General features: G+C 58.3%; 26 protein-coding genes and 1 tRNA gene. 17 read left to right on the top strand and 10 right to left on the bottom strand.

Going from position 1 to position 24,017, the window contains the following annotated elements; translation table 11 throughout:
• From ACR0B0_RS13960 to ACR0B0_RS13940, 5 genes are all read left to right on the top strand, one after another.
• Window positions 1–184: hypothetical protein (locus ACR0B0_RS13960; RefSeq protein ID WP_480567545.1), on the top strand; the 184-nt coding region annotated here is incomplete at its 5' end.
• Between the two features lie 292 nt (window positions 185–476).
• Window positions 477–1,229, top strand: coding sequence for a 5-oxoprolinase subunit B family protein (locus ACR0B0_RS13955; protein WP_170397355.1), 753 nt, complete (start codon window positions 477–479; stop codon window positions 1,227–1,229).
• Window positions 1,226–2,224 carry a 5-oxoprolinase subunit C family protein gene (locus ACR0B0_RS13950; protein ID WP_480648265.1) on the top strand — a complete coding sequence of 333 codons (999 nt, stop codon included), beginning with the start codon at window positions 1,226–1,228 and terminating at the stop codon, window positions 2,222–2,224. The genes ACR0B0_RS13955 and ACR0B0_RS13950 overlap by 4 nt, the downstream gene beginning before the upstream one ends.
• An 11-nt stretch (window positions 2,225–2,235) precedes the next feature.
• Complete coding sequence (locus ACR0B0_RS13945; RefSeq protein WP_480648263.1) at window positions 2,236–2,997, top strand: LamB/YcsF family protein; 762 nt, start codon at window positions 2,236–2,238, stop codon at window positions 2,995–2,997.
• Window positions 2,998–3,148: 151 nt separating this feature from the next.
• Window positions 3,149–4,396, top strand: a complete 1,248-nt coding sequence (locus ACR0B0_RS13940; protein WP_170412920.1) for a hypothetical protein — start codon at window positions 3,149–3,151, stop codon at window positions 4,394–4,396.
• Between the two features lie 71 nt (window positions 4,397–4,467).
• Here ACR0B0_RS13940 and ACR0B0_RS13935 read toward each other — a convergent pair whose 3' ends face one another.
• Window positions 4,468–5,850 (bottom strand): D-alanyl-D-alanine carboxypeptidase family protein, encoded by a 1,383-nt coding sequence (locus ACR0B0_RS13935; RefSeq protein WP_170350449.1) that lies wholly within the window; start codon window positions 5,848–5,850, stop codon window positions 4,468–4,470.
• Window positions 5,851–6,130: 280 nt separating this feature from the next.
• A complete protein-coding gene (locus ACR0B0_RS13930; RefSeq protein WP_170350451.1) occupies window positions 6,131–6,832 on the bottom strand; it encodes an HAD family hydrolase in 702 nt (233 codons plus the stop codon).
• Window positions 6,833–6,925: 93 nt separating this feature from the next.
• Between ACR0B0_RS13930 and clpS the strand changes: the two genes are divergently transcribed.
• Genes clpS through hemF form a run of 4 tightly spaced genes read left to right on the top strand, consistent with a single transcriptional unit; the run spans window position 6,926 to window position 9,991 of the window.
• Window positions 6,926–7,270 carry an ATP-dependent Clp protease adapter ClpS gene (clpS, locus tag ACR0B0_RS13925; protein WP_170350453.1) on the top strand — a complete coding sequence of 115 codons (345 nt, stop codon included), beginning with the start codon at window positions 6,926–6,928 and terminating at the stop codon, window positions 7,268–7,270.
• Window positions 7,271–7,297: 27 nt separating this feature from the next.
• On the top strand, window positions 7,298–8,263 hold the full coding sequence (locus ACR0B0_RS13920) for a class I SAM-dependent methyltransferase (protein WP_170350455.1): 966 nt from the start codon (window positions 7,298–7,300) through the stop codon (window positions 8,261–8,263).
• A 37-nt stretch (window positions 8,264–8,300) separates the two neighbouring features.
• The gene (locus ACR0B0_RS13915; RefSeq protein ID WP_170350457.1) at window positions 8,301–9,101 is read left to right on the top strand and encodes an SDR family NAD(P)-dependent oxidoreductase; all 801 of its coding nucleotides are present in this window, start codon (window positions 8,301–8,303) and stop codon (window positions 9,099–9,101) included.
• 5 nt (window positions 9,102–9,106) lie between these two features.
• On the top strand, window positions 9,107–9,991 hold the full coding sequence (hemF, locus tag ACR0B0_RS13910) for an oxygen-dependent coproporphyrinogen oxidase (RefSeq protein WP_170350459.1): 885 nt from the start codon (window positions 9,107–9,109) through the stop codon (window positions 9,989–9,991).
• Window positions 9,992–9,998: 7 nt separating this feature from the next.
• Here the strand turns inward: hemF and ACR0B0_RS13905 are convergent, their stop codons facing one another.
• On the bottom strand, window positions 9,999–10,412 hold the full coding sequence (locus tag ACR0B0_RS13905; RefSeq protein WP_170350461.1) for a hypothetical protein: 414 nt from the start codon (window positions 10,410–10,412) through the stop codon (window positions 9,999–10,001).
• A gap of 191 nt (window positions 10,413–10,603) precedes the next feature.
• Here ACR0B0_RS13905 and ACR0B0_RS13900 point away from each other — a divergent pair, with 191 nt between their 5' ends.
• The gene (locus tag ACR0B0_RS13900; RefSeq protein WP_480648261.1) at window positions 10,604–11,116 is read left to right on the top strand and encodes a toxin-activating lysine-acyltransferase; all 513 of its coding nucleotides are present in this window, start codon (window positions 10,604–10,606) and stop codon (window positions 11,114–11,116) included.
• A gap of 1 nt (window position 11,117) precedes the next feature.
• Window positions 11,118–12,032, top strand: coding sequence for a Hint domain-containing protein (locus ACR0B0_RS13895; protein ID WP_480648259.1), 915 nt, complete (start codon window positions 11,118–11,120; stop codon window positions 12,030–12,032).
• Here the strand turns inward: ACR0B0_RS13895 and modC are convergent.
• The 3 genes from modC to modA are packed head-to-tail and all read right to left on the bottom strand — an operon-like array spanning window position 12,029 to window position 14,598.
• Window positions 12,029–13,126: a molybdenum ABC transporter ATP-binding protein gene (modC, locus tag ACR0B0_RS13890; protein ID WP_170506829.1), complete on the bottom strand. Its 1,098-nt coding sequence runs from the start codon at window positions 13,124–13,126 to the stop codon at window positions 12,029–12,031. The genes ACR0B0_RS13895 and modC overlap by 4 nt on opposite strands.
• Window positions 13,123–13,815 (bottom strand): molybdate ABC transporter permease subunit, encoded by a 693-nt coding sequence (modB, locus tag ACR0B0_RS13885; RefSeq protein ID WP_170350469.1) that lies wholly within the window; start codon window positions 13,813–13,815, stop codon window positions 13,123–13,125. Before modB ends, modC begins: the two co-directional genes overlap by 4 nt.
• A 3-nt stretch (window positions 13,816–13,818) precedes the next feature.
• Window positions 13,819–14,598, bottom strand: coding sequence for a molybdate ABC transporter substrate-binding protein (gene modA / locus ACR0B0_RS13880; RefSeq protein WP_480648257.1), 780 nt, complete (start codon window positions 14,596–14,598; stop codon window positions 13,819–13,821).
• A 217-nt stretch (window positions 14,599–14,815) separates the two neighbouring features.
• Between modA and ACR0B0_RS13875 the strand changes: the two genes are divergently transcribed.
• A tRNA-Val gene (locus tag ACR0B0_RS13875) sits at window positions 14,816–14,891 on the top strand.
• Window positions 14,892–15,036: 145 nt separating this feature from the next.
• Window positions 15,037–16,035 carry a LacI family DNA-binding transcriptional regulator gene (locus ACR0B0_RS13870; protein ID WP_170350473.1) on the top strand — a complete coding sequence of 333 codons (999 nt, stop codon included), beginning with the start codon at window positions 15,037–15,039 and terminating at the stop codon, window positions 16,033–16,035.
• Here ACR0B0_RS13870 and ACR0B0_RS13865 read toward each other — a convergent pair whose 3' ends face one another.
• Entirely contained in the window at window positions 16,036–17,169 is a 1,134-nt protein-coding gene (locus ACR0B0_RS13865; RefSeq protein WP_170350475.1) for a Gfo/Idh/MocA family protein, read from the bottom strand.
• Window positions 17,170–17,205: 36 nt separating this feature from the next.
• Entirely contained in the window at window positions 17,206–18,309 is a 1,104-nt protein-coding gene (locus tag ACR0B0_RS13860; protein ID WP_170350477.1) for a Gfo/Idh/MocA family protein, read from the bottom strand.
• A gap of 112 nt (window positions 18,310–18,421) precedes the next feature.
• On the opposite strand from ACR0B0_RS13860, the gene iolC reads away from it, so the two are divergent.
• The 4 genes from iolC to ACR0B0_RS13840 all read left to right on the top strand — a co-directional run bounded on the left by iolC (window position 18,422) and on the right by ACR0B0_RS13840 (window position 21,964).
• On the top strand, window positions 18,422–19,402 hold the full coding sequence (iolC, locus tag ACR0B0_RS13855) for a 5-dehydro-2-deoxygluconokinase (RefSeq protein WP_170350479.1): 981 nt from the start codon (window positions 18,422–18,424) through the stop codon (window positions 19,400–19,402).
• A gap of 9 nt (window positions 19,403–19,411) precedes the next feature.
• Window positions 19,412–20,248 carry a 5-deoxy-glucuronate isomerase gene (locus ACR0B0_RS13850; protein ID WP_480648255.1) on the top strand — a complete coding sequence of 279 codons (837 nt, stop codon included), beginning with the start codon at window positions 19,412–19,414 and terminating at the stop codon, window positions 20,246–20,248.
• Window positions 20,245–21,084: a class II fructose-bisphosphate aldolase gene (locus ACR0B0_RS13845; protein WP_480648254.1), complete on the top strand. Its 840-nt coding sequence runs from the start codon at window positions 20,245–20,247 to the stop codon at window positions 21,082–21,084. Before ACR0B0_RS13850 ends, ACR0B0_RS13845 begins: the two co-directional genes overlap by 4 nt.
• 73 nt (window positions 21,085–21,157) lie before the next feature.
• Complete coding sequence (locus ACR0B0_RS13840; protein ID WP_480648252.1) at window positions 21,158–21,964, top strand: hypothetical protein; 807 nt, start codon at window positions 21,158–21,160, stop codon at window positions 21,962–21,964.
• Between the two features lie 11 nt (window positions 21,965–21,975).
• Here ACR0B0_RS13840 and iolB read toward each other — a convergent pair whose 3' ends face one another.
• Both iolB and ACR0B0_RS13830 read right to left on the bottom strand, forming a co-directional pair.
• Complete coding sequence (iolB, locus tag ACR0B0_RS13835) at window positions 21,976–22,782, bottom strand: 5-deoxy-glucuronate isomerase (protein WP_480648250.1); 807 nt, start codon at window positions 22,780–22,782, stop codon at window positions 21,976–21,978.
• 24 nt (window positions 22,783–22,806) lie between these two features.
• Window positions 22,807–23,988, bottom strand: a complete 1,182-nt coding sequence (locus tag ACR0B0_RS13830; RefSeq protein WP_480648248.1) for a phytanoyl-CoA dioxygenase family protein — start codon at window positions 23,986–23,988, stop codon at window positions 22,807–22,809.
• Window positions 23,989–24,017: the final 29 nt, after the last annotated feature.

Genomic DNA, 24,017 nt, shown 5'->3' with positions numbered 1-24,017 from the left:
TAACAAATCCCTCAAGATGCCCCCAGTCTCTCCTGAGCGTCTCCGCCGTCTCCAGCGTCCCAACACCGCCTCAGCAGCGCCGGTGAAGGGGGTTCTAAGGTTTACCCAAACAACCCGCAAGTGGAAAATTGCATCTTGCGCGATTTTTTTGCGAATTGATTTTTTTCACTTATATTTCAAATGATTAAGATGAACCCAACTAAGCCACATACACCGCTCACGAAGTAGGCACACGCAGTTGCCCCACCATAAGCAATCGGTCAACCACCCGCATACCCTATATATAGTGAGTTCCTAACCGACATCCACAAGACCCAACCGAGTCGCATCATCTGATCCGGGCCGATTTTGAGCCCGTTTCCCCGACTCGCCTCCAAACAGGGCACTGAAAAAGGCACAACGCGCGCGCCGGGTCTTGCGCATTACCCTCGGATACTGTCACCTCGCCGGAAAGAGACAGCCAAACGCACAGTAATATGACAGCTACACACGCGCACCCCTTTCCTTGCATACGGACGGTTGGTCAGGACGGTCTATTGGTCTCGTTTGCTGACACGATGGCTGAATCCTCGAACCGGGCGGCGCTTGCATTTCGCAATGCGGTCGACCTTCTTGGATGGGAAGGTGTGATTGAGACATCGGCGTCTCTGGCCTCGGCCTATGTTCGGTTCGATCCCCTTGCCCTGCCGCACACGGAAATCCACGGGCGGATCGAAGAGATGCTGCATCAACAAGACTGGTATCGGGCACCGCTTCCTGCAGGTCGCCGCTTGTGGCAGGTACCCACTGTGTACGGAGGTGAATTAGCGCCGCAATTGGACGAAACCGCAGCGGCAGCTGGGCTGACACCAACCGAAGCCATACGACGCCTGAGTGAAACCCGTGTTCGCGTACTGACCATCGGCTTTGCGCCCGGCCTGCCATATCTTGGACCGCTAGGGCCTGAGTTCAACATTCCACGCCTCAAGAAGCTCACTCCTATGGTGCCGGAAGGAGCGCTGATCCTGGCGATATCGCAACTTGTGCTGTTTTCCAGACCCAACCCGACAGGATGGCGACATGTCGGCCAAACCGCTTTTCGCTGCTTCCGTCCCGAAGCCGAACAGAGCTTTGTCCTGCGCCCCGGCGACGAGATGCAATTTCTGCCGGTCTCACGCGCAGAACTGGAACAGATACGCGAAACCAATGATGGTCTAGGCGGGGCGACCCGAGAGGAGATCCCGGCATGAGCCTGCTGGTACATCAGATTGGCCCGGCCTGCACCATTCAGGATCAGGGGCGTTCGGGATATCTGGATCAGGGACTTTCACGGTCAGGGGCGGCAGATCAACTGGCGTTGCATGAGGGTGCCGCGCTGCTGGGTCAAAGCCCGGACTGCGCAGCCCTGGAAATGGCGGGAATGGGCGGCACGTTCGAGGCCACGCAACCGGTCAGCATCGCCCTGACCGGCGCGCCAATGCAGGCCAGTATCGATGGCTTCCCGATTGTCTGGAATGCCTCTTTCTCTATGGAGGCGGGTCAGAAGCTGACGATCGGCGCCGCCAATCAGGGCAACTATGGCTATTTGCATGTTGGTGGCGGATTTGAAGTACCGCTGTTTCTGGGTTCACGTTCCGCCCACCTGACAGCGAATGTCGGGCGTGCCGTGCAGGCCGGCGACCGACTGCCCGTCGGTCCCTATTCAGGCAACACCGGTATGAAACTGCGCCCCGATGACCGATTTTCCGGGGGCACCCTGCGCGTGTTGGCAAGCTTCCAGACCCCCCTGTTCGATCCAGAAACGCTGGACCGTTTTACCAAAACCGCGTTTCGGCGCGGTGCGCGGGCCAACCGAATGGGCATGCAATTGGAAAACGATGGCGAAGGCTTTGCCGCAAAGGGTCAATTGAACATTCTGTCAGATGTGATCACCCCGGGCGACATCCAGATGACCGGCACCGGAAACCCCTTTATCCTGCTGCCCGAGTGCCAAACGACCGGTGGTTACCCTCGTATCGCCACTGTCCTGCCCTGCGATCTGCCCCGGGCGGTGCAAACCCCGGCCGGCGGGCAGATAAAGTTTACATTTGTGTCCATGGACGAGGCCGTCGCCCTGCACGCCACTTACCTGTCCGATCTGTCGCGATTGCGCGCGCGGGTCGAGCCCTTGGTCCGCGATCCGCACGACATCCCCGACCTGTTATCCTATCAATTGGTCAGCGGAATGATCTCTGGCACCGAATAAGGAGTTTGCCGATGCCCAGCGTCGATTTGAATGCCGATATGGGGGAAAGCTTTGGCCCTTGGAATATGGGCGATGATGAAAGCCTGCTGAAGATCATCACCTCGGCCAATATCGCGTGTGGTTTTCATGCGGGCGATCCCGATGTCATGGCGAAAACGATGACGTCGGCTGCCCAGAACGATGTCGGCATCGGCGCGCATCCCGGCTTTCCCGATCTGCAGGGATTTGGCCGCCGCAATATGAAGGTGCCACACGAAACCCTGCGCAACCTGGTCCGTTATCAACTTGGCGCGGCGATGGGCATGGCCAAGGCGGTTGGTACGAAGGTCCGGCATCTGAAGCTGCACGGTGCTTTGGCCAATATGTGTTCGGTCGATATCGACATGGCACGAGCTTGTTATCAGGGCGCGCTGGACGTGGACCCGGACATTATTGTCATGGTGCTGGCTGTTACCAAACAGGAAGAGGCCGTGCGCGAATTGGGTTGCAAATGGGTGGGAGAAATTTTTGCCGACCGCACCTATAACGATGACGGTACGCTTGTTGATCGCAGCCTGCCCGGCGCGGTCATCCACGACCCCGAACTAGCAGGACCACGCATGCTGAACATGGTCCGCAAAGGTGCAATCATCACCGAAACCGGCAAGCGGTTGGAAACCTCAATCGACACGATCTGCCTGCATGGGGATGGGCCGACCGCGGTACAGATCGCCCGGTCTGTTCGCGAGAACCTTATCGCAGGCGGCGTCGAGGTGACAAAATTCACCCGATAGACATCCGGGTGTAAGGTTTGCACCCCACCTTCTTACTGTTGCCCAGTTGGATTTCTGACCCTAGCATGCCTGCAAGTGCATGTTCTGATTATTGGAAATCCAGGCAACGCCGGACCCAGAACTCTCTGGGCCCACGCAAGGAGGGAAATTTATGTCTTTCGATTTGATGTCTTATGAACCGCGCGGGGACAAGAAGAACTCTGACTTCTTCGGCGAGTATCTACCCAAAATTTATGAGCGGCGCAGCAGCTCTGGTGTTGCCGATCAGGTCGGGCCGATGCGGGCGATTGTCCAGCAAGTGGAAACCACGGCGCTGTTCGATACGCTGATCGAATTGTATGTGATGACCCCTTATCGCCACACGGCCACATATTTGGGGCAAACGCATAAGTTTTCGGTCCTGCATTCGCATGCCGACTACCCGGCGTTGATCGTGATGGCGCCGCTCAGCCCCAGCTTTGAGGATTTCATTCCCCGCATCAACCGTATGTATCCGCTGGCGCGCGGCACTCCGCAAACACGTTACGTCGGAGAGATTTACGGCGTGACAGACTTGAATACCCTTAGCAAGACGCTTGAGGATCAGAATATCCGCTTTGAGTATGAAGGCGATACCGAAAACCCGTTCTACACGCTGGATGGGTTCCGGTTCACCACCCCGTCGGATTTTACTTGCAACCGGGTCGGTTATTCCACGCTGGATTTCAATGACCCCGACAGCCTGGGTCTGGGTGACCGCGTGTTGCTAAGTGATGCCGAGCAGGCGCAGCTGGATCAAGCTGCGGCTTTTGGCTCTGACAGCAAAATCTCACCCTTGATGCTGGGGGTCGACCACCTTGCCACCCGCATTCTGGCCGGTGAGCGTGAAGACGCGATCCTCGAGTTTCTCACCATGGTGCCCTATTACTTCTGGGGTGCGTACAACATCTTTGACATGAACTCGTCGACCAACGTGAACCGAAACCCGAATGTGGATGATGACAAGAAATCGCCTGCCAAGGTCTTCACAGCCAACAACACCCCGTCCTTCATCAATTCATTCGAGCAACTGCCGATGCCGACCGAGGATTTCGTCCGAAATTTTGGCCGTCGCCTGCATCACATGGCCATCGAAATTCAGGACGGTGATCACAACGCCGGTGAGAAAAACGTCGATTTCGTGGTTAATACGCTCAAGGATAAAGGCGTGCCGTTTCTGGCCCATGTGGTGGGTGAATGCAAAGACGATCCGAACCTCAAGCAGATTTTCTCGAAACACTCGAAGAATACGCTGCTGATCACGGAATATATCGAACGCTGCCACCACTATGACGGGTTCTTCACCAAGGACAACGTGGCGGCCCTGACAGCCGCCGCCGGGCAGGACGAACAATACCAGCATGGCCACGTGTTCGACTAAAACGCCCTGACAAAAAAGGGCTGCGAGTTTCCTCGCAGCCCAGATCCATCCAGGAGAGTATATGTCGGATCTTATGACGGCCCGATCATGAAACAGGTGACATTCCGGGCCTGAAGCCTGCGGCAGGCCAAATCGGCCTGTTCGCGGGTCATGCCTTGGAATGTCGCGTCAAAGCCGCGCGAGCTTTGGTTCACCTTGCGCAGCGTGCCTTCCAGAGTGGTCATTTCCGACAGGGCAGTTTTCAGCAAAACCTTTTCCGCCTCGTATCGGGTGGTATAGCGGCCCACGTTGACGCCCCACAGATGCCCGCCGGACGTGGAAAGGCGGGTGACAATTTCCGGTTCGGGTTCCGGCTGCACGGCCGGATCGGCCGACGCCAGAACCAGATCATCCGGACGCGCAGCGGGGCGCGCTGTGTCGCCGGTTGGGGTTTGGATATCCGCAGCGGCCATGGCGACTGCAATACCGTCCTGAATACGCGCGCCGTTCTTGGCCGCTGTCGCAGCAACCGTGCCCGCAACCTGTACTGCAGACCCTGCCGTTGGACGCAGTACCGGGCGGAGACTGGAATTTGGTGCACCGGTCAGAGCTGCAACCGTCGCGCCCAATCCGGCATTCCCGGCATAGGCCGGGCGCGCCGGTTTACGGATCGGTGCCCGAGACGGGGCGCGGCGGAAGCCCATGTCCAACAGCTCGGCCACTTTGGCGTTGCGCGATGCGCCCGACTTGCCGCCAAAGACGGTGGCGATGATACGTTCATCTTTGCGCTTGGCCGAGGCCACAAGATTGAAGCCCGCAGCCCGGGTGTAGCCTGTCTTGATCCCATCAGCGCCCTTATAGGCGGCCAGCAGGCGGCGGTTGGTGTTGGGAACGGTCTTGATCCCCGCATGTGTCGATTGGCGCGAGAACAGATTGTAGTATTGCGGGTAATCATACAGCAGATGACGGCCCAAAGTGGTCATATCACGCGCGGTCGACAGGTGGCCTGATTCCGTCAAACCATGCGCGTTCTTGAAGGTTGTGCGGCTCATGCCCATCGCCTTGGCCGTACGGGTCATGCGGCGGGCAAAGGCGGCCTCGGACCCGCTGATCGCAATACCGATGGCGGTAGCAGCGTCGTTCGCCGATTTAACCGCCGCGGCACGGATCAGATAGCGGAATGCAATTCGCTGACCGGACCGCAAGCCCAGCTTTGACGGCGGCTCGGACGCGGCCTTTTTGGTGATGCGCACCTGGGTATCCAGATCGATCTCACCGTTCCGCACCGCTTCGAACGCAATATAAAGCGTCATCATCTTTGTCAGCGAAGCCGGATGCAGCCGTGTGTCGGCATTGCGCGAATGCAGCACCTCGCCGGTGCGTGCATCGATCACCATCGCCGCATAAGGAGCAGCCACCCCTTGCAACGGCGCAAAGGAGAGCAGCCACAAGAATGCTATAAGGAATAAGCCCATTCGGGCCGGAACTGTCCGCCGAACCTGCACGATCTTTGCCTCTGTCTACCTCGGGCCGCCGGGTTTTCCCGGTCGGCTAAATATTATTTTATTATCGATCAGGCTAACACAGGGGCCCAGTGAAAGAAACAAAAAGCTCGTGAATTCGCGGTTTATTGAGCTTGCCACCACCACACCACATGTGGTCAGTCGCACCCTTGCCACCACCAAATCCATGAATATGACCAGAATTTGCCGACGCTGGGCGTCGATTTTTCAGGACTGAGACCATTCGGCCACATCAGCTGAGTCGCTGAACAAGATTGGCAAGCTGACCCAAATCCTGAAGCTCGCGGTATCGCGGGTTATCTGCCGGGGTTTCGGCCTGTTCGATTTCCCAAACTAACCCATGAGGCACATATACTCCCCAGTACCCGGCCTGAATCGGGGCCACCACATCTGAGCGCATCGAATTGCCAACCATCATCGCAGATCCAGGCCCGTCACCGTATTGGCCAAAGATGAGCCGATAGGTCTGGGGCGTTTTCTCGGACACAATCTCGACCCCGTCGAACAGCTCACCCAACCCCGACTGGGCCAGTTTCCTCTCTTGATCAATCAGATCGCCCTTGGTGATCAGCACCACCTGATGAGTCGCCGCCACGCTTTCAATCGCCGCGCGTGCATGGGGCAACAGCTCGATCGGATGGGCCAGCATCTCTTGCCCGGCTTCTATCAATTGCCGAATGACCGAGGCGGGAACCCGGTCATCCGTCACCTCAATCGCAGTTTCGATCATCGATAGGATGAAACCTTTGATTCCATATCCATAGTGCCGGATATTGCGTTTTTCTGCGGCCAGCAGACGCTCCATCAGGTGATCCCTTTCGGCGTGATCCGCCAGAAGATCGGCGAAATAAGCCTGCGTCAGCTGAAAAAACCGCTCATTGTGCCACAATGTATCATCCGCATCGAAGCCGATTGTGGTAAGATTTTGGCCCATGGCTATTACGTCCTGCTGGCTCTTTTCTCTGGCTGGTTCGACGTTATATAAGCGCAAAGACAAACCGAAGCCTGAATCGGACAGTAGAACGCGATGCTTGAACACCAATGGATGATGTCTGACAAATCGGACGACGACGATGCAGACGCGTCTGTCCTGGTACAGACGCGCACCAAGACCAAGCGTCCGCCGCTGTACAAGGTTCTGCTGCTGAATGACGATTACACGCCGATGGAATTCGTTGTGCATGTACTGGAACGGTTCTTTGGCATGACTCACGCGCAGGCGTTCGAGATCATGCTGACGGTGCATAAAAAAGGCGTGGCCGTCGTTGGCGTGTTCAGCCACGAGATCGCCGAGACCAAAGTGGGCCAGGTCATGGATTTCGCCCGCAGGCACCAGCACCCCTTGCAATGCACCATGGAACGGGAAGAGTAAGACCAGACCGGTCTTACGGAATCGCTTATGTCCCCTCGCCTTGATCTTGCGCTGCAAAGCGGTCTGACCTTGTCGCAACCACTGACTGTACTGGGGCCAACAACGGCCAGTGACCTGTCTGATTTGCCGCGTGAAACGCAAGTGGTGCAGCCGTTTAAACCCTTTCACGACCATTTCACCCAACAGGGCTTCGCGGTTGTACCCGTGGCGCAAGATCCCTGTCAGGACGCCATCGTAATCCTACCTCGCGCCAAGGCATTGGCCCGGTCGATGGTGCAGCAGGCCTGCACCCGCGCGAATGGCGTGATTGTCGTTGACGGCGCCAAGACCGACGGTGTGGACAGTTTGCTGAAGGACATCCGCAAGCGGGTCGCGGTTGAGGGGCCGATTTCAAAGGCGCATGGCAAGATCTTCTGGTTCCAGTCCGATCCGCATGCTTTTGCGGATTGGGCCGCGCCCGCCCATCAGACCGCGGACGGTTTTAAAACCGCGCCAGGCGTATTCTCGGCCGACGGCATTGATCCGGCCTCGGCCCTGTTGCGGGCCGCGCTGCCGGACAAGCTGGGCGCTCGGGTCGCCGATCTGGGGGCTGGTTGGGGGTATCTTTCGGCCGGGCTGCTGCAGGCGCCGGGCCTGAAATCCTTGCACCTGGTCGAGGCCAACCATATTGCGCTGACCTGTGCCCGCACCAATGTGACTGATCCCCGCGCTCAGTTTCACTGGGCCGATGCGGTGACATGGCGTGCCGACGAACCCATCGACACCGTGGTGATGAACCCACCGTTTCACACTACGCGCAACGCCGATCCGGCACTGGGGCAAGGCTTTATCACATCCGCGGCAAAGAACCTGACCCGCAATGGCACATTGTGGATGGTGGCCAACCGCCACCTCCCCTATGAGCCCACATTGACCGACACATTTGCGCATGTCGAAGAAGTGACCGGCGACAATCGGTTCAAGGTGTTCCATGCCTCTCGCCCTCGGCGGTGATCCCAGTTAACCTGCGCCGCAATTCAGGAGGAAGCGCATGTCCTTTTCCATAGCAGGCAAAACCGCAATCGTGACCGGCGGCGCCAACGGAGTCGGCCTGGCCATCGGGCGCCACTTTGCCGATGCCGGGGCCAATGTGATGTTCGCCGACATGGACGAAAAGCGGCTGGCCGAAGAACTGGGCGAGCAGGCCGATGACAGCAATATCCGTTTCTTTGCTGGCGACCTGCGGGAAAAGCTGACAATTGCCAACCTGCTGTCGGCCACAATCGACGCCTTCGATCAGGTGGATATCCTGATCAACGGCGCCCGTCAGGTGATCCCTTCTGATCCGCTGGATGCCGAAGACGATTCAGTCCGCACCCTTCTGAATCAGAACCTAATGCCCGCCCTACGGTTAAGCCAGTTGGTCGCCAAACGTATGATCAAACAAGCCGGAGATGACGAGGAAAACATTGCAGGCTCGATCATCAACCTGTCTTCGATTGCAGCGCGACGAACCCACCCTGACCTGATGGCCTATTCCGTCTCGACCGCCGCGCTGGATCAGATGACCCGATCCTTGGCTGTCGCGCTGGCCCCCAACCGTATTCGGGTAAATTCCATCGCATTGGGATCCGTGATGAGCGCCTCATTGCGCTCCACCCTGAAAGAGAACCGCGACTTTCGGGACGATATAGAAAAACACACTCCGCTGGCCCGCATTGCTGCGCCGACCGAACTGACCGAAACAGCACAGTTTCTGGCCTCGGACGCCGCAGGTTTCATCACCGGACAAATTCTAACCATTGACGGCGGCCGCACCCTGCTGGACCCCGTTGCAGCCCCAGCGCACTGACACATATGTTCGACACCGAAAAATCCACCGCTTCTGCATGGTTCCGCCAATTGCGGGACCAAATCGTCACCGCCTTTGAGGCTCTTGAAGACAGCCACGACACCGGGCCGTTTTCGGACGCCAGACCTGGACGGTTCGAAATCAAGGAAACCACGCGCCAGTCCGAAGATGGCACGGATGCGGGCGGCGGATTGATGTCGGTGATGCGCGGTGGCCGCGTGTTCGAAAAGGTCGGCGTCAATATCTCAACCGTCTACGGGACACTTGGCGCGCGCGCGCAGCAGGCGATGGCAGCGCGCAAAGGCATTCCGGGCATGACCGAAGACCCGCGCTTTTGGGCCTCGGGCATTTCGCTGGTCGCGCATATGCAAAATCCGCATGTTCCGGCGGTGCATATGAACACTCGCATGTTCTGGACCCCACATGCATGGTGGTTCGGCGGTGGGTCCGACCTGAACCCTTGCATTGAATATGACGAGGACACGGCCCATTTCCACGCCACGCAAAGGGCGCATCTGGACCCGCACGGGCCAGGTCATTACCCACGCCTGAAAGAATGGGCGGACGAATATTTCTATATCCCGCACCGCAAACGCGCCCGCGGGGTTGGCGGTATCTTCATGGATGATTACTGCACCGGCGATTGGGCTGCGGATTTTGCGCTGACACAAGATATCGGCCGTGCCTTTCTTCCGGCCTTTTTACCCCTGGTCGAACAGCGCCGCGTGCAAGGTTTCAACGATGCCGACAAGAACGCTCAGCTTGTGCATCGGGGCCTCTATGCCGAATACAACCTGGTTTACGACCGGGGCACCAAGTTCGGGCTGGAAACCGGCCACGATCCCGACGCCGTGCTGATGAGCTTGCCGCCGATGGCCAAATGGGTCTGATCTACCCTCAGAAATCGAAATCCATAAAGTTATCGTAGCAACGGCTTTGCGCCCCGGATGCCGACATACTTTCGCCCACGCGGCTGACGCTGATCGAATAACTCTTTTTTGTGCTGCCCCCTTCGGGCTTAGTCAGCGAAAACTCCACCGTCCGTGTTTGCTTTTCATAAGGTCTCGAGACATAAATCTGCTGCGTTGTCGGCAGGCCGAGGGTGCGGATGGCGAAATCACCGATACCGCACCAATAGGCAATTGCCTTTGACGTGCCATGCGTGGCCACTTGATAGTTGCCATTGTCCAATGGCGTCACTGTCGTGCGAAAGCCGGGATTGAAGCCATACCTAAACCCAAACCCGGTCGCTTGCGCCAGGGCTGGCACCAACATCAGAACACCTATGCTGAATAATTTGAATAATTGCATAGTAAATCTCCTCTAACCAAAATACGGCTTTGCTTGAAATGATAGGGATTAGGCTCGATGAGTAAAGTTAACGATAGGCGGCGCAATTCTCACCATTCCGCAACGGAAACGCGCCTATGTGACCGAAATGGTATCATTTCAGGACTTTAGAGGGTAACCTCTGATCGTCGGTCATTTGCACGAGGCACGGGTTGAGCAAGGCATTCCCAAAGGACTGGTTCGACATTCCGCCCGAAAAATATGCGGATTTCGGCGCGCTGTTCTATCTGGCGTCGCTGACAACACCGCATAGGGATCGCAGTCTGGCGCAGGTGCTTTATGCCTTTGAAACGCCGTTCCGGCTGGGCCAATATCACATCTTTCGCCAAAATGGCTTTCCGCGCGGATTCGTGACATTCGCTGGCCTTAGCCCCGAGGCCGAACACCGGTACGCCATTCAGGAAACTCCGTTGACCGAGGCCGATTTCACCAGCGGGTCGTCGTTCTGGATCGTCGATCTTGTCGCCCCGTTCGGGCAGACCAATCAGATTGTAGAGATGCTGAAAAAGAGCATCCCCCATCCTAGGGTTCGCACGAACCGCATGGACAGTGATATGTCTCAAAACCGGATCGTGGAATGGACGCGTGATGACACGGGCGCGATTCATATGCAGCTGTACCGCAAGCAGGAGTTCGCACAGGTTCTGGCGGCAGAGGGCACGTGACATGGTTTCGATAGCAATTACGGGTGAAATAACCGGCGATGTGACCGGCAACCCTCCGAACCAGGCTATGGGCGATCTGGATCTGGACAGCAACGTCCCCATTTTGTCGGAAACATGGGTTATCTCTTCGCCTCCGGCTTTTGGAACTGCCAGCGTCGACCCAAATACAGGCGAATGGACCTATACAGTTGACCCGGCGTTTTTTGACAGCCTGGACGACAATCAAATCGTCACCGATACCTTCACCATTCAAGTGACCGGTGAGTTCGGCACTTTTCTTGGGCCTTTCCCTTTCGACCTGCAGCAAGAGATCACGATCACCATCGAAGGGGTGTGTTTTACCGCTGGCACGCTGATCGAAACCCCGGGTGGTGCGCAACTAATCGAGGCCTTATCAGTTGGCGATAAGGTGCTGACCGCAGATCACGGCCCGCAACCGATCCGATGGATCGAAAGCAGCGTACTGCCACCCGAGCGATTACGGGAAAATCCCGCCATGCGGCCTGTCAGGATCAGCGCGGGCAGCCTTGGCCCAAATACGCCCAGCCGGGATTTGCTGGTGTCGCAGCAGCACCGCGTTCTGATCCGCGGTCCCAAGGTCGATTTGCTGTTCGGCACGCCCGAGGCTCTGGTCGCGGCCAAGCATCTGTGTTCCTGGCCAGGGATCGATATTGAAACCTCTGACGTGGCCGTCGAGTATTTCCACATTCTGCTGGACGAACATGAAATCCTGACCGCCGAAGGCGCATCGGCTGAAAGCCTGTTTCTGGGTGAGGAATCCTTGTACTCGCTGTCATCCGAGGCATTGCAGGAATTGGCGGCGATATTCCCCGATACCGCGCCCCCTGATGGGAATGGCTTCGGTCGCGCCGCCCGTTTGGTTCTGCGTGAATTCGAAGCGCGCGCGCTGATTTAAGACGGGGTCAGCCTGCCGCCCACATCCTGCGGAGCCAGGGCAACGGTCTTGATTACCGCAAAACAGGACTTGCCCGGTTCCAACCCCAAAGCCGCGACAGAACGGCGGGTCACGCGCGCCAAGATCGGCCCTGCGGACGTTTGCAATGAGACGATGGCGCCCGGCCCGCCGCCCGCGCGGATGGTGTCAACCGTCCCTTCCAACATGTTCAACGCCGACAATCCATCAGGCCGCTTGCTGGACAGGATCACCTCTTGCGCGGGAATACGGATTCGAAGGTCTTCCCCTACTTGATGCGGGATACGTGGCAGGAACAGGCGTGCACCGCCGGCCTCCAGCTCGGTCAACCCATCCGCATGATGTTCCTGAACCCGCACATTCAGCACCGCGCCCACAGCGCGAACCCCGGCCGGAGCCACGGACGGGTCAGCCATAACTTCTGAGGCCGGGCCATGCCGCACCACTTTGCCATCCTGCAAAGCGACGACAGAGGTGGCCAGCCGTGCGACCTCGGCCGCGGAATGGGTGACGTACAGAATGGGCACTGAAACCTCATCCCGCAGCCGTTCGAAATAGGGCAGGATCTCAGCCTTGCGCGCCTCGTCCAGCGCGGCCAGCGGCTCGTCGGCAAGGATCAGGCGCGGGCTGGCCAATAGTGCACGCCCAATGGCGACTCGCTGCTTTTCTCCGCCCGACAAGCCCGCTGGACGGCGATCCAGCAGATGCCCAATGCCAAGCATTTCGATCACTTTGTCCGGGTTCTCGCGGCGCGCGCGCTTTGGTGCGAACCAGCGACCATAGGCCAGATTTTGGCGCACTGTCAGATGCGGGAACAGGCGACCTTCCTGAAAGATATAACCCAACCGCCTGCGATGCGGCGGTAACCAGAGGTCCTGTTCGGTATCAAATAGTTCCCACCCATCAACGGCAACACGCCCGGCTTTGGGCCGCAGAAGTCCCGCCACGGCATTGACCACGGTGGTCTTGCCCGACCCCGACCGCCCGAACAGAACCGTCACCCCCAAGGGCGCGTCAAAGCTGAGGTCCAGCTTGATATCGGGCAGGTCATGCTGCAGGCGGACAGACAGCCTCATGACCCGGACACCCGAGCGGCGGCGCGACGACCAATATATTCCGACAGTAGCAGTGCGCCCATGGCAATGATGATTGAAATCACAACCAGTCGGGTCGCTGCCCCCTCACCGCCGGGCACCTGCAGGAAGGCATAGACGGCTGACGGCAAGGTCTGTGTCTGGCCGGGAATGTTTGAGACAAAGGTGATCGTGGCGCCAAATTCGCCCATTGCCTTGGCGAAAGCGAGAATACTGCCCGCGATCACACCGGGCAGGATCATTGGCAGGGTCACGGTCGCAAACACAAAGGGCCGCGACGCGCCCAAGGTCGCTCCGGCCTGTTCCAACTTGGGGTCTACCGCCTCGATCGACAGACGAATAGCGCGCACCATCAATGGAAAGGCCATAATCCCCGCCGCCAGCGCCGCTCCGGTCCAGCGGAAGGCGACCACGATGCCGAACTCCCCCAGTAGCCTGCCCATCGGCCCCTGAATCCCGAATGTCAGCAGCAGCAGATACCCGGTTACAACCGGCGGCAGGATCAGCGGCAGATGCACCAACCCATTCAGCAATTGACGCCCGGGAAACCGCCAGCGCGCCAGCGCATAAGCCACGAAAATGCCAAAGGGCAATGTCACCAACGTCGCCCAGAAGGAAACGCGCAGCGACAATCTCAGCGCTTCAATTTCTGCGGGCCCCAACCATCCCATGTGTCAACTGCCCGGCAGGGTAAAACCCTGTTCTGCAAAGATGGTTTGGGACGTATCCGATTGCAGGTGGTCCAGAAACGCCCGTGCCTCAGGCAGCGCCGAAGTGTTTACGGCAGCGGGGTAAATGATCGGCGGGTGAAGCTCTGACGGGAACGAGGCCACGACCTTCACCCGATCTTCAACCTGCGCATCGGATTGGTAAACGATCCCCAGTGGCGCCGCCCCTGCCGCGACCAGCGCGAGCGCCGCGCGCACGTTGTCAGTCTGGGCGATCCGAGGTTGCACGCCCTCCCACAGCCCCAGTTTTTGCAGGGCCGCCTTGCCGTAGATACCCGCTGGCACCGCATCGACCAGCGCCATGGCCAGATGCCCGCTGCCCAGCCTTGCAATCAAATCGGTGTCCGCCTGAATATGCCCGATCTGCGCCTGATCCGACCCACCGATCAGAACCAGCCCATTGCCCAGCAGATCCACGCGCGAGGCCACGTCGATCAATCCCTGATCCTGCAGAACATCCATCCAATCCACATTGGCGAAAATGAACACATCTGCGGGCGCGCCCAACTGAATCTGCCGCGCCAACACTGACGAGGCCGCATAGGACACCGTCACCTGATGCCCTGTTTGCTGCTCGAATATCGGTGCGATCTCATCCAACGCGGTTTTCAGACTGGCAGCCGCAAACACCAAAACTTCTGCCGCGCTGACCCGGAGCGGTGCCAGCGTTACAGTGCCAAGCACCAGGGCCGCGATTGCGCATCGGCGGGCAAGGGACAGGATCATATGCTCTCGCGTCAGGAAGGTTGCGTCCCTTCGGAGATATCTGAGGCAACCGGGGGCACGCAAGCGTCTTTCCCATACGATCAGGGCCAGCCTGCTGAAAATGAACAAGACTACCGGGGCCTGCGATACACTGGGGCGGATTATCCGGTATTGAGGTAAAGAAATTGTGCCGGACCCTCTTGCACCCGCGCGCAGGCTTGGCTACATGCAGCGTCACGGGTGATTAGCTCAGTTGGTAGAGCGCTTCGTTTACACCGAAGATGTCGGGAGTTCGAGTCTCTCATCACCCACCATTCTCCCTCTGCTTCCACAAATACCACGGACTCGGTGTTATTTGACTCTCGGCCTTGCAACCGATTGCAAAATATAGCTGTTGGCGCATACTATCTGTTTCATGAAATTGCTGATCAGCTTCCCCCCTAACCGTGGGTGCCAGTCATGAGTGTCACCTTGAAAGATGTTGCTGCCCTAGCGGGTGTGTCACGCTCGGCCGTGTCGCGGACCTTTACCGAAGGTGCCTCGGTTTCGGCAAAGACCCGCAGCAAGGTTGAAAAAGCCGCCAAAGAGTTGGGCTACAGCCCCAATGCGCTGGCGTCGTCGCTGACAACCGGGCGGACCAAGCTAATCGGGCTAATTTCCAACAACTTTCACAACCCGATCTTCCTTGAGGTTTTCGACCAGTTCACCCGCGCCCTGCAGGAGCGCGGGCTACGACCCCTGATCGTCAACCTGACGGACGAGACTGAACCGGCCAATTCGGTGCGGATGCTGCGGCAGTATTCTGTGGATGCCGCCATCGTCGCCTCATCGACCCTGCCGCCCAGTTTTGCCAAGGCGTTCCATGATGCTGGCGTGCCGGTGGTGCATACGTTTGGCCGCTCAGCCACGTCGCCCGAAGTGCATGTGGTCGGAATCGACAACGTCGAATGCGGGCGCATGGCGGCGCGGGAATTGCTGGCGCGCGGGTATCGGCGCGTGGGGTATCTGGGGGGGCCAAAAGATGCGACCTCGGCCATGGACCGATATCGCGGCTTTATGGAAGAGGTCGAAAAGCACCCCGAACTTGATGTGTCCCACTCATTCGCGGGAGCCTATTCGTTCGAGGCTGGACGTGCCGAGATGTTGCGACTGCTGGCAGGTGCCCCGGCTGATGGGTATTTTTGCGGTGACGACATTCTGTCGGTTGGGGCGCTGTCCGCCTTGCGCGACCACGGGCTGAAACCCGGCGAAGATATCGGCATCATTGGCCTGAACGACATGGAAATGTCGCGTTGGGAGAACATTGACCTGACCACCATTCATCAGCCGATCAAGCAGATCATCACCTCGTCCGTCGATCTGGTTGAAGAGATGCTGAAAGATCCCAAACGCTATCCCGAAGCGCGAATTTTCCCCTGCCGGGTGATCGAGCGGGGCACATTGCGGCCCCGCCCCTGATTATCGGAACATCGGCGGGCGCGCATCTTTCCACGCGCCGTCTTCTTTGCCTGATGCGACTGCCGCGTGGACGGCAGCAATCGAGCGGACGCCGTCTGAAGCGCCGGGCAGGCCGTCACGGGTTTCTCCGCGGATCGCATCGGCCAGATCGCAATAGATATTGGCGACGGCCAGGGGGAACCCTTCGGGATGCGCAATCGCCACGCGGGACAGGCGCTGCACCTCATCATGCAATCCACCCTCACCCTTTTCAATGATCTGAGTACGCCCCCCCACGGGTGTATAAATCAGCTGGTTGGGCTGTTCCGAGTGCCATCGCACTCCCCCGATTTCGCCAAACACCTGAATGTCGAACCCGTGCTGCCGCCCGATTGCCACGGATGAGGTCCACAGGCGGCCGACTGTGCCGCCCTCCATTCGGAAATTCACCATGGCATCGTCCTCCAGTTCCCGGCTTGGGATGGTCGAGGCCATATCGGCGGACAGTGTTTTGACCTCATCATCGCAGATGAAACTGGCCATATGCAGCGCGTGGATACCGCAATCAGCGAATTGGCCGGACACACCCGCCATGGCCGGATCATACCGCCAACGGACGCGCGGGTTGTCGGCGTCGGTGGCGTCGCCGTGGTGGCCATGGCTAAAATTAGTCACCACCAAGCGCACTTTCCCAATGTCGCCAGCCCGCACCATTGCACGGGCCTGCCGCACCATCGGATAGGCGGAATAGCAATAATTCACTGCACAGATCTTGCCCGAAGCCTCGGCCACGCGGACAATCTCTTCGCCCTCTTCCACGGTCATGGTCATCGGCTTTTCGCACAACACATTGAATCCGGCTTCAAGAAACGCCTTGGCAATCTCGAAATGGGTTGAGTTTGGCGTGGCAATTGTCACCAGATCAATCCGGTCCTCGCGCCCTTTTTCACCTGCCAGCATTTCCTGCCAATCGCCATAGGCGCGGTCCGCAGCAACACCCAGCCGTCGGGCATATTCCCGACCCACATCGGGGCGGTGATCCAGCGCGCCCGCGGCGAGTTCGAACATCCCGTCCGCCAGCGCTCCCAGACGGTGCGCGGGCCCGATCTGGCTGCCTTCGCCACCACCGATCATGCCCCATCTCAGCTTTGCCATGGTTCTAGTCTCTCTTCAGGTTTTACGGTTGCGCGATCAGAAATCGCTTATGTTTTGCCATTGCCGCCGCTCGGACGAGGCCAGCGCTGCAGCCAGCACCCGGTTGACCTCATGCCCGTCACGGAAGGTGGGCCAGATTGCTTGGCCGGTATGGATGGCCTCAAGGAAATCCTTGGCCTCAATGATAATCTGATCCTGATATCCAGTGCCATGGCCTGGGCCCTGACAGAAGGGTTCGTAATCCGGATGTGCAGGACCGGTCAGGATCTTTGTGAAACCGCGATGCGCCTCGGGGCCTTCGCGACGATAGAACCACAGGGCGTTTTGGTCTTCCTGATCGAAACGCAGCGCGCCTTTGGTGCCCGAAATCTCATAGGCATAGCCCATTTTACGCCCGGTCGAGATGCGGCTGACATAGATATTGCCCATCGCGCCACTTTCGAACCGGCACATGATCTGAGCATGGTCGTCATTGGTGACTTTTCCGCCGGGACGGGTTTCGTGGACGGTTTCAACCTCGGCCATCACTTCGGCAATCGGCCCCATCAAGGCCAGCGCCCCATTGACCATATGTGGCGCTAAATCGCCAATGGTGCCGTTTGCCATACCCGTTGTGCGCCACGTAGCCGGGGCATCGGGGTCGGCGTAGAAATCCTCGGTATGTTCACCCCGAAACCAGGTGACCTCGCCCAATTCACCGTCGGCAATCAGTTTCCGTGCAAATTGAGTGGCAGGCGTGCGGACGTAGTTGAAACCGACCATGTTTGTGACACCAGCCGCCTCGGCCGCGGCAACCATGGCATCTCCATCAGCCATCGACGCGCCAAGGGGTTTTTCGCACAGAACCGGCTTGCCCAATGCAAAGGCCGCCTCGGCAATCTGGCGGTGGGTTTCCTGAGGCGAGGCGATGACCACGGCCTCGACCGCCGGGTCATTGACCAGCGCCTGCCAATCCCCAGTCGCGCGTTTGAATCCATAGGCCGCCCGATAGCGTTCGGCGCTTTCAGGGCTTGAGGCACAGATCATTTCCAGACGCGGACGCAACGTGGTGTTGAACACCGCGCCTACCGCTGACATCGCGACGGAATGAGCCTTGCCCATATAGCCGCCACCCACAATTCCAATTCCAATTTCAGGCATCTGTCACGGCTCCGAACATACTATTTGCAACCGGTTGCAAAATGAGTATCGTGTGAATCGATTCAACGCAAGGTCCAAACTTTGCCGACCCCACTTTGCCGGAGGACATGACGTGAGCGCTTTGATAGACGGTATCAAAGGAAACCGCTTTGCCGTGCTAGGGCGTGCCGGCATGGACCTGTATGCCGATCCCATCGGTGTCAAAAGCGAGGATGCCGATACGTTCCACGCCGATCTGGGTGGGTCATCCGCGAACATCTGCGCGGGCCTGGTCAAGCTGGGCAGTCAGGCGTCGCTGATCACCTCAGTCTCGGATGATGCGGTGGGGCGGTTCTGCCTTAACAAACTTCACGATTACGGCGTGGACACGTCCTATATCCGCGTTCTGGGCGGTGAATACCGCATGTCGCTGGCCGTCTATGAAAGCCGAATCGAGAATTTCCAGAACGTCATCTATCGCAATGGCGCAGTCGATTTTCAGGTCACCGACGAAGATATGGACAGGGTTGATTTCTCGGCTTTCTCTGCTGTGATCTCGGCTGGAACCGTCTTTGCCGCCGAACCCTCGCGCAGCGCCACGTTCCACGCCTTTGACAATGCCCGCGCCGCTGGTCTGCCGATCATCTTCGACATCGACTATCGCCCCTACAGCTGGCCCTCGCCCGAGGTTGCCGCGGATGTGCTGTCGCGCGCGGGTGACGCCAGCGATCTGATCGTCGGCAATGACGAAGAATTCGGCTTCATGGCTGGCGGTATCGAAAAAGGGTTCGCAAAAGCCAAGGAACTGGCCGAAAAACCCGGCCGGATCGTCATCTACAAGATGGGCGAGAAAGGTGCCGTCACGCTGGTAGACGGTCAGGAAATTGCCACCGGCATATACCCCGTCACCGCCGTCAAACCCAACGGCGCGGGCGACAGTTTTATGGCTGGCCTGCTGGCCTCGATCGCGGCGGGGCATTCACTGAAAGACGCCGTGATGCGCGGCTCGGCTTGCGCATCAATCGTGGTTTCGCAACCAGGTTGCGCCCCCGCCATGCCCACAACACCCGAGCTGGACGCATTCCTTGCCGCCCATCCCGGCCCGACCGCATAGGAGACCCCAATGCATATCGCACCCTATGACAATCAGAACAAACCCATAGTCGATGCCGACGACCCGATGGTGCCTTTGAACTATTTCAACATCGTCAAACTGAAAAAAGGTGAGGCGTTCGAATATCAGGTGCCGGGGTATGAAACCTGCATCGCCCCCGCCACCGGCAGCGTGGATGTCGACGTTGAAGGCGTACAGTTCCCCAGGCTCGGCAACCGGGGTGAAGACGTCTGGGATGGCGAGCCCGAGGGCGTCTATGTCCCCGTCGGCGCCAAGGCTCAGATGGTCTGCGTCTCGGATCAGGCCGAAGTGTTCATTGCCGGGGCCAAATACGACAAGGTGCTGGACCCGTTCGACGTGCGCGAACATGACCTTGTGCAATATGGTAGCGACGACACTAAAACCCATCGCAAAATCAAGCACATCCTTGGTCAGAAACAGCATGACAAGGTGGGTCGCCTGCTGGTCAGTGAGCTGTTCACCGTGGGTCAAGGCGGTTGGTCCGGATTCCCCAGTCACAAGCACGACACCAACCGCCTGCCGGAAGAGTCGCGCCATGACGAGACCTATAACTTCCGCTTCAAGCCCAATTGGGGCTCGGGCCTGCAGATGTTGCAACGCGAAGATAACAAACCCGGCGATGCTTATCACATCGTCGACGGGTCCACGATTTGCATCGACAAGGGCTATCACCCTTGCTGCGTCCTGCCGGGGTATGAGATGTACTATTTCACCATTCTCGGCGGTCTCAGCCAGAGGTCTCTGGTGCAGTACTTCCAACCAACCCATGCCTACCAGATCGAGACTATTCCGGGCATCAAAGACATGATTGCAAAGTTCAAATGACCCTTGTCACGCTGAAAGACGTTCTGTCCCCTGCTTATGAACAAGGTTATGCCGTGGGTGGCCTGGTTACGCTGGGCTGGGAAGACATGCGCGCCTATGTGGCCGCGGCCGAGGCTGAAAATGCGCCGGTAATCCTGCAAGCGGGCCCCAGCTGCCGCGAACACACGCCGTTGCCTGTGCTGGGCAAGATGTTCCGCCATCTGGCCGAAAACGCCTCGGTCCCCGTCGTCGCGCATCTGGACCACGGCTATACGTATGAGGACTGCAAAATCGCGCTGGACAGCGGGTTTACATCGCTGATGTTCGACGGGTCGCGCAAGCCACTGCGGCAGAACATCGACGAGACCGCCGCGATTGCCGAAATGGCCCACGCGGCGGAGATTTCATGCGAAGGTGAGATCGGCTTTGTCGGCTATTCCGGTGGCGAAGGGTCAAATGGTACCGACCCGGCCGAGGCCGCGCAGTTCGCACGTGAAAGCGGTGTGGATGCGATGGCGATTTCTGTCGGTAACGTCCATCTGCAGCAGAACAAGGAAGGCGGCCTAGACGAAGACCGCATCCACCAGATCGACGCCGTGACCGACGCGCCCTTGGTCATTCATGGTGGTTCCGGCGTGCCGGTTGAACAGCGCGCCCGCCTGGCCCGCGAGACCTCGATCTGCAAATTCAATATCGGGACCGAGCTGCGCATGGCCTTCGGCGCCGCCCTGCGCGAAGCCGTAAACAGCGACCCCGAAAGGTTCGACCGGGTCACCATTCTAAAAGAAACCCACGACCCGGTCGAAGCCGCCGCACGGCTCGTGATCCGGGCCTTCGGAGCGCCGCCGCAAAGTTAATATCAGAGCATCTAACATATTGCTTCAAAAAGAGGATTTTGCGCTCCATGAATAATCCTGTTATTCGTGAGGTATGCAACAAAACGCCGAACGCTTCCTCAATAAGCTCTTGCGGGGCATTTCAACTGACCACATAGAAACTGTTAGGGATGCATGGCGGGCATTACTTTCTGATAAGGAAGAGGCCGTCCCGGTCATAAAGAAAAAACTCAACTCCAATGCCTGGAAAAACAATCCTCCGGGTCCTTTACCAAAGTACTTTGGTATCCTGTTGGCGCTGCTAAGCGAGATGGACGGCAACGCGTTCCGGCAGGAAATCATGCGGCTGGGACCGATCAAACTGCATCCAGTTCATCGCAGAACGCTGAACCTTTTGGCAAAACGGCTGGAAGATGCACCTTCAGCCTATTTGGCCGAAACCGTTCCGGTATTCATTGCCGATGACGTCGCAAATTCGCGTCGCGTCATTCGTAACCTTCAGCGTTGGAGCAAAACCAAAGGATTGTCGTTAAAGGACGTGACCCGTATCGACGTTATCGCCGAGCGGCCTGAGCTTGACTATCTGGGCAGGTACAACCTGTTCTTCTCCGGCATTGTGCTGACCCAACCAACGATCCAACTCAAAGGTCTGATTAGTTGGATTGAAACACTCAACAATGAAGTCACCTTTTACCACGAGGTCGGCCATCACGTTCTTGGGCACAGTGAGGGTGGACAGGTGGCCGAGCAAGAAGAGGAAGCCAACGCCTATGCCCGGTCCATGATCCGCGCGTCGAGACCGGTTTTCTTTTTCGTTGTGGACGTGTTCAAAAAGCCACTGAAGCTGGCCCTCAAACCCTTATTTCCGCAAAGCAAACGTAACTCAAAGCGCGCCGCGTAGACCGATCGGACCTACCCGTCGCGCTCCATGATCCATTCAACCTCGGGAGCGGGTACAAACCGCCACTTGCGTAAAGGTCCGGCCATGACGTTCAGATAGTACATCTCAAACCCATAAGGTGCGCCGCACGGGTGATGGCCGCGCGGGACGGTCACGACGTCGCCGTCTGAGACTGCCATCGTCTCATCCAATTGACCGTCATCGGTATAGACCCGCTGAATGCCAAAGCCGTTGGCCGGGTTCAGGCGGTGGTAGTAGGTCTCTTCCAAATAGGTGATCCGCGGGTAATCATCTTCGTCATGTCGGTGGCTGGGATAAGATGACCAGTGCCCGTTCGGCGTAAACACCTCGGTCACCAGCAGACTGTCGGCATAGTCTTCGGCCTCCATAGCGATGTTGTTAATATAACGCGTGTTCACCCCTTTGCCGCGTTCGGTCAGAGTGATGCCGTCGGGCCCGATCCGCCGCGCCGCGTGCCCACCTTTTCCCGGAGCGGTGCAGACGGCGATGACGCAATCGGTTTCGGCGATGGCCTGCCACTCAGTTCCGTTTGGCAGATACAGGCAGTGCGGCGGGGTCTTCTCAAAGACATTCATCCGGTCTCCCAGAACACCCCAATCCTGGCCGCCACCAGTGATCTGCGCCTTGCCCTCGACCATGACCAAAATGACCTCGCGCTCACCAGTGGCCTCAGCCGCCTTATCCCCTGCGCGCAGATGATAGAGGCCGAACCCGACATACTGCCAACTCGCACTGGCCGGGGTGATGTCATGGACCTTGCCACGGGTACCGAAGGGTTTCTTAAGCAGGTCTGCCATTTTAGCCTCCTTGATGTTCTTGCTTCAGGCAGCTTGCCTTGTGTGCAGGGCGGATAGCGCCTCGGCCAGAATTGTTTCGGTCCAGCCCTCGACCACGGCCCTTCGCAGGATATCGGCCTGACTTTCCGGCGCGTTGCCTCCGATCGGAGGGTCTGTGTCCAGATTTGTCGGAAACGGGTAGCCTTCCGCTGTGGCGGCGATGGCGGCGTCCAGTTCTGCTCCTGCCAGCTCGCCGCGCTGTTTCAGGGCAATGAGAGAGGGGAAAACCTCCAGCGCCATGGCGCGGCGATCCACCGCCTCCATCGCACGCCCGAACGCGGATGAGATTTGCAGCAGGTTGGCCATCCTGTGGATGTCGGCGCTGCTGTTTTCACCCGCCGCGTGAAACAGCGCCGGGTTGAAAAACACTGCATCACCTTTTGCCAGTGGCAGTTGAACATAATTGTCTTCGAAATGATCCTGATGGGCGATATCGTGAAACGCCAGATATCCTGATGGGTAAAGCTGTGAGAACGGCAACAGCTTTGTCGGCCCACTTTCCACTGGCATATCACAATGGGCAATCGCCCCCTGTAACGTCAGCGACGCAGTCACAAGATGGGCATGGGCCGGGTACTGGGCGGCACTGTCCGCGCTTTGAAACCCAAGGTGGTAATCCCGATGCGCCTGCTGCGCCTTACCGCCGGGACGCACCTGATTGACCTGCGCGGTGAGCTGATAGTTCGGGCCTAACCATGCCTCGCACGCTGCCGCAATCGCGGTATTCCCGAAATACAGCGCAAAGCCTTCGGGGTCGCGAAGGCACTGCTTTTGCAGCGCGTTCCAGATCCGATCATTCGCGCCCGAGACCGCAAAGTGATCGCCCTCGCCCGCCCCGCTTTGGCGTTCCTCGTCGATAAGCTCTCGGAAGATTTCGGTGGCGCGGTCGATGATAGAAGTATCCGCATACGCCCCCTTGAGGGCGATCACGCCAGCGGACTTGTCCAGCACCCAAGCCCATTCCGCCAGCACTGCCCGGCGTGTATCGGGCCGTTCCAATGCCGGACGCAACGCCTGCATGTCATAGAAAGGAATGTTCTTTTCAACCGACGCGGCAAGGGGCACCGCATCGGCCAAAAGGCTTTGCGAGGTCAACACCTTAAACTCATCCAGATCACAGGATTCCCGGTCGAAATAGCCGACATATCCAAGGTCTTGATTTACCATGACTTTTTCCTTTCTCATGGCTTTTGGTG

Source organism: Ruegeria sp. BA12 (genome assembly GCF_056539625.1).
Note: the sequence above shows the minus strand (reverse complement) of the source record. Positions and strands in the feature narration are given on the sequence as shown.